This window comes from Streptomyces sp. WZ.A104 (assembly GCF_002382885.1).
GTDB lineage: Bacteria > Actinomycetota > Actinomycetes > Streptomycetales > Streptomycetaceae > Streptomyces.
In genome coordinates, this window is the sequence record NZ_NWVL01000047.1 from 18,030 (window position 1) to 31,858 (window position 13,829).

At 72.5% G+C, this 13,829-nt stretch carries 15 protein-coding genes; 6 read left to right on the forward strand and 9 right to left on the reverse strand.

Annotated elements, in window-relative coordinates; all coding sequences use genetic code 11:
- Window positions 1-250: 250 nt before the first annotated feature.
- Window positions 251-1,624, reverse strand: a complete 1,374-nt coding sequence (locus CIB93_RS23670; RefSeq protein WP_096629641.1) for an ankyrin repeat domain-containing protein — start codon at window positions 1,622-1,624, stop codon at window positions 251-253.
- A gap of 323 nt (window positions 1,625-1,947) precedes the next feature.
- Here CIB93_RS23670 and CIB93_RS23675 point away from each other — a divergent pair, with 323 nt between their 5' ends.
- Window positions 1,948-2,553 carry a GPP34 family phosphoprotein gene (locus CIB93_RS23675; protein ID WP_096629643.1) on the forward strand — a complete coding sequence of 202 codons (606 nt, stop codon included), beginning with the start codon at window positions 1,948-1,950 and terminating at the stop codon, window positions 2,551-2,553.
- On the opposite strand, the gene CIB93_RS23680 is transcribed toward CIB93_RS23675, so the two are convergent.
- On the reverse strand, window positions 2,499-3,821 hold the full coding sequence (locus CIB93_RS23680; protein ID WP_257002326.1) for a hypothetical protein: 1,323 nt from the start codon (window positions 3,819-3,821) through the stop codon (window positions 2,499-2,501). The genes CIB93_RS23675 and CIB93_RS23680 overlap by 55 nt on opposite strands.
- 116 nt (window positions 3,822-3,937) lie before the next feature.
- On the reverse strand, window positions 3,938-4,744 hold the full coding sequence (locus CIB93_RS23685; protein WP_096629644.1) for a LysR family substrate-binding domain-containing protein: 807 nt from the start codon (window positions 4,742-4,744) through the stop codon (window positions 3,938-3,940).
- A 58-nt stretch (window positions 4,745-4,802) separates the two neighbouring features.
- On the opposite strand from CIB93_RS23685, the gene CIB93_RS23690 reads away from it, so the two are divergent.
- On the forward strand, window positions 4,803-5,195 hold the full coding sequence (locus tag CIB93_RS23690; protein WP_096629646.1) for a DUF5997 family protein: 393 nt from the start codon (window positions 4,803-4,805) through the stop codon (window positions 5,193-5,195).
- Window positions 5,196-5,307: 112 nt separating this feature from the next.
- Here the strand turns inward: CIB93_RS23690 and CIB93_RS23695 are convergent, their stop codons facing one another.
- Both CIB93_RS23695 and CIB93_RS23700 read right to left on the reverse strand, forming a co-directional pair.
- Window positions 5,308-5,805 carry a peptidylprolyl isomerase gene (locus tag CIB93_RS23695; RefSeq protein ID WP_096629647.1) on the reverse strand — a complete coding sequence of 166 codons (498 nt, stop codon included), beginning with the start codon at window positions 5,803-5,805 and terminating at the stop codon, window positions 5,308-5,310.
- A gap of 121 nt (window positions 5,806-5,926) precedes the next feature.
- Window positions 5,927-6,502, reverse strand: coding sequence for a histidine phosphatase family protein (locus CIB93_RS23700; RefSeq protein WP_096629649.1), 576 nt, complete (start codon window positions 6,500-6,502; stop codon window positions 5,927-5,929).
- Window positions 6,503-6,748: 246 nt separating this feature from the next.
- Here CIB93_RS23700 and CIB93_RS23705 point away from each other — a divergent pair, with 246 nt between their 5' ends.
- A complete protein-coding gene (locus tag CIB93_RS23705) occupies window positions 6,749-7,330 on the forward strand; it encodes a hypothetical protein (protein ID WP_096629650.1) in 582 nt (193 codons plus the stop codon).
- Here the strand turns inward: CIB93_RS23705 and CIB93_RS23710 are convergent.
- Complete coding sequence (locus tag CIB93_RS23710; RefSeq protein WP_096629652.1) at window positions 7,287-8,792, reverse strand: PLP-dependent aminotransferase family protein; 1,506 nt, start codon at window positions 8,790-8,792, stop codon at window positions 7,287-7,289. The genes CIB93_RS23705 and CIB93_RS23710 overlap by 44 nt on opposite strands.
- On the opposite strand from CIB93_RS23710, the gene CIB93_RS23715 reads away from it, so the two are divergent.
- Together CIB93_RS23715 and CIB93_RS23720 are read left to right on the forward strand one after the other, a co-directional pair.
- Window positions 8,791-9,810 (forward strand): DMT family transporter, encoded by a 1,020-nt coding sequence (locus CIB93_RS23715; RefSeq protein WP_096629653.1) that lies wholly within the window; start codon window positions 8,791-8,793, stop codon window positions 9,808-9,810. The two genes, CIB93_RS23710 and CIB93_RS23715, sit on opposite strands and share 2 nt — an antisense overlap.
- 59 nt (window positions 9,811-9,869) lie before the next feature.
- Window positions 9,870-10,079 (forward strand): DUF1918 domain-containing protein, encoded by a 210-nt coding sequence (locus CIB93_RS23720; protein ID WP_096629655.1) that lies wholly within the window; start codon window positions 9,870-9,872, stop codon window positions 10,077-10,079.
- 109 nt (window positions 10,080-10,188) lie between these two features.
- On the opposite strand, the gene CIB93_RS23725 is transcribed toward CIB93_RS23720, so the two are convergent.
- Complete coding sequence (locus tag CIB93_RS23725; RefSeq protein WP_096629656.1) at window positions 10,189-11,436, reverse strand: glycoside hydrolase family 10 protein; 1,248 nt, start codon at window positions 11,434-11,436, stop codon at window positions 10,189-10,191.
- A gap of 232 nt (window positions 11,437-11,668) precedes the next feature.
- On the opposite strand from CIB93_RS23725, the gene CIB93_RS23730 reads away from it, so the two are divergent.
- A complete protein-coding gene (locus CIB93_RS23730; RefSeq protein WP_096629658.1) occupies window positions 11,669-12,526 on the forward strand; it encodes a 3-hydroxybutyryl-CoA dehydrogenase in 858 nt (285 codons plus the stop codon).
- A gap of 486 nt (window positions 12,527-13,012) precedes the next feature.
- Here CIB93_RS23730 and CIB93_RS23735 read toward each other — a convergent pair whose 3' ends face one another.
- Window positions 13,013-13,495 carry a hypothetical protein gene (locus tag CIB93_RS23735; RefSeq protein ID WP_096629659.1) on the reverse strand — a complete coding sequence of 161 codons (483 nt, stop codon included), beginning with the start codon at window positions 13,493-13,495 and terminating at the stop codon, window positions 13,013-13,015.
- Window positions 13,483-13,623: a hypothetical protein gene (locus CIB93_RS39035; RefSeq protein ID WP_257002327.1), complete on the reverse strand. Its 141-nt coding sequence runs from the start codon at window positions 13,621-13,623 to the stop codon at window positions 13,483-13,485. Before CIB93_RS39035 ends, CIB93_RS23735 begins: the two co-directional genes overlap by 13 nt.
- Window positions 13,624-13,829 lie beyond the last annotated feature (206 nt).

A 13,829-nucleotide genomic window follows, 5' to 3' on the forward strand; every position in this document is an offset into this window, starting at 1 on the left:
AGAAGGCGACATCGGGAAGGACGGGGGCGCTCAGAACCACGGTGATGGCCACCAAGTCGGGGACATGCGGAAACATGACGGCGGACGTACTGCGGGAACGCCTCCGGGGCGAAGTCGTCGACCGCGGATCACGCCGTCGTCCGATGGGCGGTGTGCGTGGACGCCGTTCCGAGGCCCGCTCCCCGCGAATCGCTGCGAGCGATGTGCGCGGCGCGGAACCGCAGCCGGCGGCAGGGCTCCGGGAGGGGGCTCACCGCTCGGCGGAGCGGGCCTCCGGGCGGTCCTCCCGGGCCCACTCCCATCTCCAGAACGCGGCGAGGCGGTGGTCGTGCTCGTAGCCGGGGCGCATGTGGGACCCCACGCGTTCGATCGCCTCCCCGGTACGCGGGTCGTTCCGGCGCAGGAGGCCGTAGGCGGCGTTGAGCCGCGTCCCCAGGTCGTCCTCGTCGAGCAGGGCCACCAGGGCGTCGGCGACGGCGACCGTACGGTCCGCGCCGTCCGCGACAGCCTCGGCGGTGAGGGCCCGCACATCGGCCGCCGGATCCTGGAGCAGCGCGACGATGGCGTCCGTGACCTCGGCGCCGCCGTCATGAGCCGCGACCAGAGCCCGGCCGGCCCCGGCGCGCACCGTCCCGTGCCCGTCCCCGGCGAGCTCCAGCAGGGCGGCCCGGGCCGCCGCGCCGAGGACGGTGCCAGGCACATCCCGGCTGAGCAGGAGGTCGGGGACCTCCGCGCGGACGCGCGGGTCCGGGTGGTCGGCGTAGCGCAGTCCCACCGCGTCCGTCGCCCGGTGCTCCGTCTCGCTCAGGACGTTGAGCACCTCCGCGAGGACGGCCGGGTCGTCCTCGCCCCCGTCGGCCCAGGCTTCGAGCAGCTCCGCCGTCTCCTTCCTGTAGGAGTTCCGCCGGCTCGACCGCGTCAGCTCGTACCAGCGGAGGACGTCGAGGGCGAAGCGACGGCACTCCGGATGCGGGCTGTGGCGGTGCGCCGCGACGGCGGACCAGGTCTCCTTGCTGCGGCGTTCGCTGAGGACCCATCGGGCGGACGACCAGTCGACGTGGTCCGCGTCCGGCTGCGCCACGGCCCTGGCCACCAGCTCGTCCACGGGCGTCAGGACGCGGAAGGCCCACTCCAGATCGGTCAGGATCGCACCGTGCCCGGCGCGGACCGTGGCGCCTTCCAGCGTCAGCTGCGTCACGTGGTCGTACTCGTCGTCCTTCACCCGGGCCCGGTGCACGGGGCCGGTCCCGCTCGTCCTGCTCCGGAGCCCGGCTTCCGCGCCCCGCTCGTACCGGTCCCGGGCCAGGGAGAGCAGGTGCTGCCGTTCGGCCTCCGGGAGGCGCAGGCGGGGTTCCCGGCCCAGCACGGCCTTCACCATCGCCGGAGAGCCTCCGTCGATGGCCCGTACCAGCGGGGTCGTGCCGTCCGGAAGCCTGCGGTCCGGGTTCGCGCCGCCCTCGACCAGAGCCTCGGCCACGGCGACGTGATAGGCGCCGACCGCCAGGCACAGCACCGGCAGGCCGTCCTCCGTGGCCGTGTCCGGGGCCGCCCCCGCCCCCAGCAGCGCGGTCACCGCCTCGGCGTCCCCCCGCCGGACCCCCGCGATCAACCCCTTGGCGTTCAATGTGCCGTTCCCCCCTGTTCCGTGACCGCCGTCGCCTGCTCGGCCCGTACCCCCCGTCCCGTACTCGGGGCGCCACCACCACCGTGACCGGGAGGACGACGGCGAACTCGGAGACAACGGCGGAGGCGTCCGCGGCGTTCCCGACGGGCTGGACCGGACGGTCGTCGGTGCGAGCGATCGAGGCGTGGGAGAAGGTGAGCACCGCGGATCAGGGGCGGGGGGCGATACTGGTCGTGGCAGTCACCTCGCCGCCGATCCGGCCCCGGGCCGGTCTCGGCCGGTGGGGTCCCGTCCTCGGCCGACGCTCTTGAGGGGAGCCGTTCATGACCACGGCGAAAGACCTGTTCATCATCGCGATGGACCCGGCGCCGGAACACACCGTGGGGCAGGGCGACCTGTCGCTCGCACTCGCGGGAGCCGAGCTGCTCGATCTCATCGGTGCGGGAGCCGTCACCGTGGACGACGACCGCATCGTGCCGGGCGGGGCGTCCGCGCCGGACGATCGGCTGCTCGGCGAGGCCGCGGGGCTGATCACCCCGCAACCCCCCTACGAGCGGATCGAGGACTGGCTGTGGCGCCGCGGCCGGGATCTGTCGGCCACCTACCAGGACGCCCTGGAAGCGGACGGCGAGCTGACGCAGCGGAGGAGCGGCCGGCTGCCCTTCGGCCCGAAGCACGTGGAGCTGGTGGATACGCCCGGCCGCCGCCGGGCCGTCGGCCGCCGGGAGGAGGGGGAACCCGTCCTGGCCGCCCTCGCGTCGGTCGTGGGCCTCGACGGCGGACCGCCCGACGACGAACTCCGCCTCGACGACGAGACGGTGACCACCGTGGTCGCCGCCGTTCACGACGCGGTGATGGAGCTGGAGGCCGTACGTCAGCGGCGGACCATCGAGAACACGGCCTTCGCCAATGTCTGGCGCGGCCCCTGATCCGCGTCGGTCACCGAGGCGTCCGGCCGGGCCGGCCCCGGCCGGGGCTGCCGGTCCAGGAGCAGCGGGATCGCCAGCACGGGCAGCAGCCAGACGAACACGATCAGGCGGTAGCCGAGAAGTTGGGCCAGGTTCGGGTGGCCCGCCTGGTTGAGGAGGCCCGCCGCGCCTGCCGCCAGGGCCACGGGCAGCACCACGGAGCGCCGCCGCAGCAGCGCCCAGGCCGAGAGTGCGAGCAGGGCGGGAAGAACGGGGTACGTGGCCTGGCGGCCCAGCCAGGCCGTCCAGAAGACCCACTCCTGAGCGAAGAACTCGGGCCAGGGGTTCGGCAGGTCGGGGCGCCGGTAGTGGTGGGTCAGCAGATCCTGGGCGCTGTCCTGGCCCGTCGGCCAGGACGGGAGGTGGACGCCCGCGTAGATCGAGGCCGCCAGGCCCCCGCACAGGACGGCCGCCGCGCCGGTACGGGCCACCGGTTGCCCCCTCAGGCGGCACCACCCCCACCAGAGCGTGAACCCGGCCGCCAGCGCGGCCGCCAGCAGCAGGGCCTGCGAGTAGCGCACCGGGAACATCAGGGCCAGCCCGCCCGCGACGAGCGCCGCACCGAGGCGCGGCCGGTCCCGCAGCAGCAGGACACAGCCGAGGACGACCGCCGTGCCCAGGGCGAGGGTGAGCCCGTCGCTGAGCGGGTTCATGGCGACGGTGCCGGTGGGCAGGGCGAGATACAGCGCCTGACCGGCCAGTCCCGCACGCCAGGAGGCGCCCGAGCAGCGGAGGGCGAGCAGAACGCAGACACTCCCCGCCAGCGCGACGGCCAGCCCGGCGAGCCAGAGGCCCCACACCACGCCGAAGAGGGTCAGGAAGGGGACGAGGAGGAGCGGGTAGCCGGGGCGGGCCTCGAAGATGGCCATGAACCGGTGGTTCGCGAACGGCGCGGTCATTCCCGAGGTGTTGCCGTTACGGGACCAGTGGGCGACCGAGTCGGTCAGTCGGCGTACGCATGCGCCCTCTGTCTCCCCCGCCGCCTTCCTGCTGGTCCAGGGGATGGTGGACAGGGGTGCGCGCTGCCCGCTGTCGCAGGAGTAGGCGATGGCCCGCCGGCCCGCCTCCTCCCGGCTCTCACCACTGAGGCTCAGGGCGTAGGAGAGGTAGTTCTTGGTGTCGGGCGAGGCCCGTCCGGTGACCGCTGTCAGCTGGAGTCCGGTGAAGGCCACGGCGATGAGCAGCATCCCGATGAGGACCAGGTGCTGGGTTCTGCGGGTGTTCGGCATCGGACGGCGCTCCCCTGCGTACGGCGGTTGTCCCATCAACGAGAGAACCGGCGCGGGGTGGCGTTCCGAGGGGAGAGGTCCCCGCCGGAACGCGTGCGGCCCGACCGCTCGGGGCGCTACCGGCCTCGCGGCTTTCCGCGCTTGCCGCTCTGGCCGCCTGCCCGGCCGCCCGCCTGGGGCTTCCGGCCCGACGCGGACTTGTGCCGGGCGCCGCCCGATCCGCCGCCCTTGGCCTTCCCGGTGGCCTTGGCCTTGTCCCTCGCCTTGTCCTTCGCCTTCGCCTTCGCCGTCTGCTGCGGCGGGGTGGCCGCGCGGCCACGGGTGCTGTTGACGGTGCGCCCCCGGACGATGCCGATGAACTCCTCCACCAGGTCGGGGGTGATCTCCGCCTCGGGCCAGGAGAGGGCGATGCGCGACTCGGGGGCCTCCGGGACCGGACGGTAGGTGAGGTCCTTGCGGTGGTGCAGCCGGGCCAGGGACTGGGGCACGAGGAGGACGCCGACGCCCGCCGCCACCAGCTCGATCGCGTCCGCCGTGGTGGCCGGGCGCTCGATCGCGGGGCGGCCCGGGAGGGTCTCCCAGCCGAGGACGTCGTCGAGCGGGTGCAGCACGATCTCGTCGGCCAGCTCGTCGAGCGAGAGCTCCTCCGCGGCGGTCGCGACGTGGTCCTTGGGGATCACGACAACGGTCGTCTCGGTGTAGAGGGGGATGGCGCTCAGGACGTTCCGGTCGACCGGCAGCCGTACGAGGCCCGCGTCCGCGCCGCCGTCCGCCAGCAGCTCCGGTGCCTCGGCCGCCGTGGCCTGGACGAGCTCCAGGGGGGTGCCGGGCAGCCGCTCGTGCCAGACCCTCACCCACTTGGTGGGCGTCACGCCGGGGACGTACGCGAGCCTGAAGGATGAGGGGATGTCCGAGCCTGTCACGGGTTCAGGCTACCGGTCCGTGGTCGGAGGTATGTCCCACGGTCGATACCCTGGACCCATGACGTCGCACAAGACCGCCCAGACCATGAAGCCCGCCACCGCGGCGAAGAAGCTGGGTGTGTACCTCCAGGCCACCCCCGCCGAGTTCCAGGAGGGTGCCGTCTCGCGCACCGAGCTCAACGCCCTCCAGACCGACCCGCCCGCCTGGCTGGTGGAGCTGCGCCGCACCGGCCCGCACCCCCGCCCCGTCGTCGCGGCGAAGCTCGGCATCTCCATCGCGGGGCTCGCCCGCGGCGGGGTCACCGAGCCGCTCACCACCGAGCAGATCGACCAGCTGAAGAACGAGATGCCCGAGTGGCTGAAGAAGGAGCGCGCCACCCAGGCGGAGGTCCGCAAGGAGGCCGCCCGGATCAAGGAGCGCAACGCGGAGCGGGCCGCCCAGGCGGACTGACCCCCGCGGTACCGACAGCGCAACGGAATGCCCGGCCGACGCCATCGCGTCGGCCGGGCATTCCGGCTGTCGGGCCCGAGGACCTGACGTGGGTCAGAGGACCTGACGTAGGTCAGAGAACGCCGGACTCGGCGATGGTGACCTTGGCGCTGGTGCGGCCGCTGGAGGAGCCGAGCGCCTCGATCTTGCGGACCAGGGCCATGCTGTCCTCGTCTGCGACCTCGCCGAAGACCACGTGCTTGCCGTCCAGCCACGGGGTGAGCACGGTGGTGATGAAGAACTGCGAACCGTTGGTGTTCGGTCCGGCGTTGGCCATCGAGAGCAGGCCCACGCGGTCGTGCTTGAGCTTGAAGTTCTCGTCGGCGAACTTCTCGCCGTAGATGCTCTTGCCGCCGGTGCCGTCGCCGCGGGTGAAGTCCCCGCCCTGGAGCATGAAGTCCGTGATGACGCGGTGGAAGGACGAGCCGGCGTAGCCGAAGCCCTTCTCGCCGGTGGCGAGCGCGCGGAAGTTCTCCGTCGTCTTGGGGACGACGTCGTCGAACAGGTTGAACGTGATCCGCCCTGCGGGCGCGTCGTCGATGGTGATGTCGAAGTAGACCTTGGTTGTCATGCTGACATCCTCACATTCCTGGCAACCGCAGGGGAAACCCGGGTGGGTGCGGCACGTCGGATGTCCGCCTCCGTCCACCCCCCGGCGGTATCCCGGCGGTATCCCGGCGGCATCCCGGCGGTCAGCGGATGCCTGCCTGCAGGCTGAGACTCCAGCGGCCGGGCAGGCCCGTCAGCGTGACGTTGGAGAGCGGGCGGACGTCCACGTTCCAGTACGCGGCGGGCGGGGCGTTCAGCGCGTAGACGAGGGCCGCCCGGATCACGGCGGGTTCGGCGACGGCGACGATGAGGCCGTCGCTCGCGGGGCGGGTGTCGAGCCAGCCGCCCACCCGTCCGATGAAGCCGAGCAGGGACTCCCCGCCGTGCGGGGCGCTGCGCGGGTCGGCGAGCCAGGCGTCGACGGCGGCTGGTTCGCGGGCGGTGACCTCGCCCAGGGTCAGCCCCCGCCAGCGCCCCATGTCGCAGTCGCGCAGGGCGGGCTGCGCCATCGGGGCGAAGCCGAGGGCGTCCCCGGTGGCACGGCTGCGCGGCGTGGGCGAGCAGTAGCGCAGCTCGGCCGCGCCGAGCGGGATCAGCGTGTGGGCGACGAGCTGCACCTCGTGCCAGCCGGCCTGGTCGAGCGGCCGGTCGTCGTCGAAGCGTTCGGCCAGCCGGGAGGAGCTGCGCGCCGCTGCGACCAGGGAGACCCGAAGCGTCATGGCGGGATCGTGGGGCCGAACGCCTGTCCGGTCAAGGGGGCTCGCACCGGCACGGTCCCGGCCGTCCGCCGTCCTCCTTCGGGCGCACCCCCCATCAGCCGTACGGGCCAGGCGAGTTCGCCCTGCGGCGCGATGCCCCCGGGCTCCCCCGGCTGGGACCTTGGTCACCGGACAGGCCGGACGTCGGCCCGCCGGACCGTCGCCGCACCGGACCGGGCCGGCGCTGCACCAGGAACGAGGACGCTCATGAAGCTGTCACCCCCCGTCGAGGACTCCGCTGCCATCCGCCCCGGACGGTTCCGGGGTGCTTGGCGGGCGGCGCACGAGCCCGTGGCCGGAGTGTCCCGGCCGATGCGGTTCATCGCCTATGCCGTGCCCCTCACCGTTCTTCCCTCGGCCCTCTGGCGCCTGCCGCTCCTGTTCGACGGCACGGTCCCGCTCGGCGAACGGGCCTATGTGGCCCTGCTGTCGGTCGTGTCCGAGGCGCTCGCGTTCACCGCGGTGGGCCTGGTCGCCCGCTGGGGCGAGGTGGTGCCACGCTGGGTCCCGGGGCTGGGGGGCCGCCGCATTCCGCCGCTGGCCGTCGTCGTTCCGGCCGCCTCGGGGGCCGCGGCCCTCACCCTGCTGTGGACCGTGCTCACCCTCGCCACCGAGCTCATGGGCACCACCATCCGGGGCGACGAGCTGCCCAGCAGCTTCCCGGGCCAGGCAGGTGGCTGGGAAGAGGCATGGTTCCACATCTGCTACATACCGTTGACCCTGTGGGGGCCGTTGCTGGCCGTGCTCACGGTCGCGTACGCGGTGCGGCGTCGGCGGACACGTACGTGACCGGCGCCTCGGGGCCCGCCAGCGACTCGTACGCGGTACGGAGCCGGCGGACGCCCTCCGCGATCTCGGCCGCCCCGGAGACCGCGGCGAAGCTCAGGCGAACGTGTCCGGCCGGGGGTTCGGCGCAGAAGTAGGGGCGGCCGGGGGCGATGGCGACGGAGGCGCGCAGGGCGGCGGAGACGACGGCGGGTTCGTCGGCCCCCGCGCCCGCGCCGCTGCCCGGCAGCCGGAGCCAGAGGCTGCCGCCGCCCGCCGGGAGGTGCGGCAACGTGAGGGCGGGCAGCTCTCTGCGGAGGGCGGCCGCCATGACCGTACGGCGCTGGCCCAGCTCCCTCGCGACGGCGGCCAGGTGGCGGCCCCAGGACGGGGAGCCGACCAGTTCCAGCGCGGCTTCCTGGAGCGGCCGGGGCACGAAGAAGCTGTCGACGACCTGGATGGCGCGGAGGCGCTCCAGCACCGGGCCTCTGGCGGCCAGCGCACCGACCCGGAGGCTGGGCGAGGTGACCTTGGTGAGCGAGCAGACGTGCACGACGACGCCGTCGGGGTCGTCGGCGGCCAGCGGCGCGGGCAACGGCCCGGCGTCGTCGTGGACGAGCCGGCGGGCGAAGTCGTCCTCGATGACGAAGGCCCCGGCCGCACGGGCGATGGCCAGGACCTCCGCTCGGCGGGCGGGGGCGAGCGTGGCCCCGGTGGGGTTCTGGAAGAGCGGCTGGGTGACGAAGACCCGGGCTCCGGTGGCCCGGAACGCGTCGGCGAGCAACTCCGGGCGGACCCCGTCGGCGTCCATCGGGACGGGTACGGGACGCAGTCCGGTGGCACGGGCGGCGGCGAGCATCCCGGGGTAGGTGGGCGACTCCACGAGGACCGGGGCGCCGGGCGGGGCGAGCGCGCGCAACGCGGTGGCCAGCGCACTCTGGCCGCCCGCGGTGATCAGGACGTCGGTGCCGGAGATGGCGGGCCCGATCTCGCGGGCGAACCAGGACCTCAGTTCGGGCAGCCCGTCCGTCGGGGGGCGCCCCCAGGCTCCCGGTCTGCGGCCCGCACGGGCCAGGGCCGCGGAGAGGGCCCGCTCGGGCTGGAGCGAGGTGTGGAGGTAGCCGCCGTTGAACTCGATGACGCCGGGCGGCGGTTCGGCGAGGGTGACCAGCACTCCGGAGGCGTCCACGGTACGCGGCACCACCTCGGGACCGCCGTCGCCGCTCAGCGACACCTCCTGCCAGGACGTGTCGCCCGGCTCGGGCAGCTCGGTGCGGGGCTGCGCGCGGAAGGCGCCCGAGCCGGGGCGGGTGACGACGAGCCCTTCGGCGGCGAGCTGCGCGATGGCCCGGGAGACGGTGACGGGGCTGACCCTGAACCGTTCGACGAGTGCACGACTGGACGGCAGCTTTCCACCTGGAGAGTAGCGGTTGAGCTCCGCCCGCAGGGAAGTCGCCAGTTCCGCAACACTGCTACGCTCATGCATGAGAGCAGAGAATAGCGCTATCCAGTCCTCCGCGATAGCGGCCAGGGGCACCGCAAGCGCCCTGGCGCCCACACTGTCCGCGCCGGACTCCGCGGCGGCCGCTCCGGCCTTCCCCGCGCCGACGACCGGCCGCGGCGGCACCGTCCTCGCCGGGCTCGGCGTCGTCGCGTTCTCCCTCACCTTCCCGGCGACCGCCTGGGGCCTGGAGGGCTTCGGCCCGTGGTCCCTGGTCGCCCTGCGCAGCGTCCTCGCCGCCGTGATCGCGGGCAGCTTCCTGCTGGCGGCGCGCGTCCCGTTGCCCGAGCGCCGCCACTGGGCCGGACTCGCGGTGGTGGCGGGCGGTGTGGTGGTGGGCTTCCCTCTACTGACGACGCTGGCGCTCCAGACCTCCACCACCTCGCACGCGGCCGTCGTCGTGGGCCTGCTGCCGCTGACCACGGCGGTCCTGGGGTCCCTGCGTACCGGCGAACGCCCTTCACGGGCGTTCTGGGTCGCGGCCCTCGCCGGGGCCGCGATAGTGATCGTCTTCACCGTGGGACAGAGCGGCGGGGCCCTGACCTCGGGTGATCTGTATCTGTTCGGCGCGCTGCTGGTGTGCGCCGCCGGGTACACCGAGGGCGGACGGCTGTCCCGGCAGATGCCGGGCTGGCAGGTGATCGGCTGGGCGCTGGTCCTGTGCCTGCCGCTCGCGGTGGCGGGCAGCGCGGTGGCCCTGCCGCTCGAACCGGTGCACCTGAACGCCCACGGCGTCCTCGGCCTGGTCTGGGTGGCCGCGGGCTCCGCCTTCTTCGGGCTGTACGTCTGGTACCGGGGCATGGCCGCGATCGGCGTCGCCCGCGCCAGCCAGCTCCAGCTCGCCCAGCCGCTGCTGACGCTGGTGTGGTCCTTCTTCCTGCTCGGCGAGGAGGTGTCGGCGAGCGCGCCCGTCGCGGCGGTGGCGGTCCTCGTCTGCATCGCCGCCACCCAGCGGGCGGGCCGCCGCCGCACAGGACGGGAATCCCGGTCCGTACGGCCCTAGACTGGTCGATACGGATCGATACGGATCACCCTCGCCCACTCGTGAGGAGGTCACTCCCGATGGAGGCACACGCGGGCGACCGGCTGCTGATGCACGGCAGGACCGTGGGACAGCACGACCGGGTCGCAGAGATCATCGAAGTGCTCGGGGACGGGGGCGCTCCGCCCTACCGGCTCCGTTTCCCGGACGGCCATGAGCATCTGATGTCCCCTGGTCCCGACAGCGTCGTCCAGCACATCGAGGCGCCGAAGGACCGGCAGCCGCAGTAGACACACGGCCGCAGCGGACGGACCGTGACCCGGGGGCAGGGCACCGGGCCCTGCCCCCGGGCCGCTCCGGGCCGGATCGCTTCTGCCCCGGGCCGCTCCGGGCCCCGGCTCACCTCGACCGGCCGTGCTCCGGATACAGCCGCACCCGGTCCGTGTAGTGGTCGGCCACCACGCGCCGCATCGCGCCGATGCGGTCGGCCATCACGCTCCTGCCGGAGAAGAAGACATGGCCACGCACCTCCTCGCGGTCCCGGGCGAGGGTGAGGTGGCGGGAGAGTTCCGCGGGGTCCTGCCAGGCTGAGGGCTGGGCCGGGTCGCCCGCCTTGTACAGCGCCTCGCCGACGTACAGGTCGACGCCCGTACCCCGGACGGTCTCACTCCACCAGGCGAGGAGCTTGGCGTAGTCAGCGGCCTCGAACCCGATGTTCCAGTAGATCTGCGGGCAGATGTAGTCGACCCAGCCCCGCTTGATCCACTTACGGGTGTCGGCGTGCAGGTCGTCGTAGGTCTGGACACCCGCCCGGGTGTCCGAACCCAACGGGTCCGTCGCGGCGTTGCGCCAGACGCCGAAGGGGCTGATACCGAAGCGGACGTGCGGCTTGATCCACCGGATTCGCTGGGCGGTCTCACGCACCAGGCGGTCCGTGTTGTCACGCCGCCAGGCCGCCCGGTCCGCGAAGCCCCCGCCGTACCGTTCAAAGGCCGCGTCGTCGTCGAAGCTCTGACCTGCCACCGGATACGGGTAGAAGTAGTCGTCCCAGTGCACCGCGTCGATGTCGTAGCGGCGCACCGCGTCCAGCATCGCGTCCTGCACGAAGCGGCGGACCTGAGGCAGTCCCGGGTTGTAGTAGAGCTTCCCGCCGTACGGCACGACCCACCCCGGGTTCAGCCGGGCCGGGTGGGAGGCGACGAGGCGGCAGGGGTCCGTGTGGTTCGCCACCCGGTAGGGGTTGAACCAGGCGTGCAGCTCCAGGCTGCGGTCGTGTGCCGCGCGCACCGCCGTGCCGAGCGGGTCCCAGCCCGGGTCCCGCCCCTGCACCCCGGTGAGGCATTCGGCCCACGGCTCGTACGGCGAGGGCCACAGCGCGTCGGCGGTCGGCCGGACCTGGAGCACCACCGCGTTGAGCCTCAGCTCGACCGCCCGGTCCAGATACGCGAACAGCTCGGCCTCCTGCCGCGCCGCGCTCAGGCCCGGCTTCGAGGGCCAGTCCACGTTGGCGACCGTCGCGAGCCACATGCCCCGCAACCGCCCGGGCTCCTCCCCGGGCCGACCGCCGCCACCCTTCGTCGCCGCCGGGGAGGCGACCGCGTCACCGGCCGTGGTCATCGCCGCCAGCAGTCCGGCCGCGCTCAGCACGAAGGCCCTTCTGGCCACTCGCGTACGCCACATCCTGATCCACCCCTCTCCGCTCTCCCGCACCGAGCTCCGATGGCTGTGCGTAACCGCATCATGCCCACCCGTAGCCGCGATGACCCGCAGGTCGTCCGTGTCGGCGCGCGGAGTAACGTCGTGGGGTCGAGGCGGGCACCGGAATCACACGGGACCCTGCGATACGGAGATCAGCGAAAGGCACGAGGTGACGGACTCTATGGCCGACATTGCACGCGTCGGAGTGGTGGGCTGTGGCCAGATGGGCGCAGGTATCGCGGAGGTGTGCGCGCGCAGCGGCCTCGAAGTGATGGTCGCCGAGACCACCGGCGAGGCCCTGGAGATCGGCCGCACCCGTCTGCACAACTCGCTCTCGAAGGCCGCCGAGCGCGGCAAGATCAGCGTGGAGGAGCGGGACGAGACCCTGGCCCGGCTGAGCTTCACCACCGACCTCGGGGAGTTCGCCGACCGCGATCTCGTCATCGAGGCCGTCGTGGAGAACGAGCAGGTCAAGACCGAGATCTTCCAGGTGCTCGACCAGGTGGTGACCCGGCAGGACGCGATCCTGGCCTCCAACACCTCCTCGATCCCGCTGGTCAAGCTGGCCGTCGCCACCTCGCGCCCGGACCGGGTCATCGGCATCCACTTCTTCAACCCGGCCCCGGTGCAGAAGCTCGTCGAGCTGATCCCGGCGCTGACCACGTCGGACGAGACCATCAAGCGCGCCGAGGCAGTGGTCCACGATGTGCTGGGCAAGCACGCGATCCGGGCCCAGGACCGGTCCGGGTTCGTCGTGAACGCGCTGCTGATCCCGTACCTCCTCTCCGCGATCCGGATGTTCGAGTCCGGCATCGCCAGCCGCGAGGACATCGACAACGGCATGGAGATGGGCTGCGCCCACCCGATGGGCCCGCTCAAGCTCGCCGACCTGATCGGCCTGGACACCGTGGCCTCCGTGGCGGACTCGATGTACGCCGAGTACAAGGAGCCGCTGTACGCCGCTCCCCCGCTGCTCCAGCGGATGGTCGACGCGGGGCGGCTCGGCCGCAAGACGGGCTCGGGCTTCTACGCCTACTGACCGTCCTCCTGGCGGGCCCGGCGCTCACGCCGGCGGGCCCGCCCGGGGCACGTTCTCCGAGGTCAGGGCCGTGTGCGGCTCCGAAAGAGCCTCGTCTTTCACTGCCGACCCGACCCCGTGCCGGAGCGCTATGAAGCGACGGCGCGGATGCGTGGGCCCGAAGCCCGGGGCCTTTCAGCTCTGTCGCAGCCTTCCGTGCTCGTACTGCGAAAACTCCCTCGGATGTCCCTCCGACAGAGCTGAAAGTCCCTGAGAAGTCCCTGCGACTCGGACCTGGGACCTACGCATTGCGAGGTACACGAGCGGTCCTGACACACCGTGCCCGGGAAGAGTGCCGCCAGATGTTGTTTCGCGTGTTCGGAAGGCACTAGTTGGGTGCGCTCATGTTGTCCCGTGTCGGCATGTCCAGAGGGGTCCGCGCCCCCCCCTTCGCCCTCACTGACTCGCATCGGATGGAGACGCGGGCGCCCTGGCGTACGGGCTCAGTCAGGCAGCGCCGGGCTCCTCCAGCGCCACCATGACCATCACCGGAAGATCGGTGTCATGCTGGATCACACCGGCGGTCAGAATCCGGCCGCCGAGGGTCCACTTCTTCAGCTTGATGAACTCGTCCCTATCCGCCTCCGTCACCTCGGCCTCGATGAGGTGACCGGCAAGCGGGGACTCCTCGATCTCGGGGAGGAAGTCGGCCAGCACCTGGCCCCCCTCCTCGTAGACGGCATCCAGGTCGTCGAAGTAGCCCGACTCGTCGACGTCGCGGATCCAGACGAAGAACGAGACGCTGACCGCCCCACCGCCGAACGTCTGGATCCAGCCCCCGACACTGCCCTTGTCCCACGACGTCTCCACACCGTCACGGACCTTGCTCCCGGGCGTCCACTCCTGAGCCGAGAACCGCGCCGCCGCAGCCTCGGCGGTCAGCGGGGTGATGTCCCTGAGCTCTTCCAGCATTGCGATCACTTCAGCCATGAACTCATTCCACTCATGCCGTTGCCGGGCACGTGATACGCCTTCAGCTGCCCGCTGGCATAGGCCTCGGGGAAGGCCTCGGACAGCACTTCGTTCACATGCGCGGCACCCCATTCATTGGACACCATATGGCGGACTCCCTTGCCTCCCAGGTCCTCGTTGAAGGCGAGCAGCTTGTCTGCCTGTGCGACAATCCGGCTCTCGTTGTAATGCTTGAAATCGGGGTTGTACGGGGACTTCTTCCATTCACCGAGGTTGTCACCGCCGGTCCACTTCGCCTCCGTGATCCAGCCGTCCCGCGGGCCTCCGTCGACGTGGACCTCCCGGCCGTCCG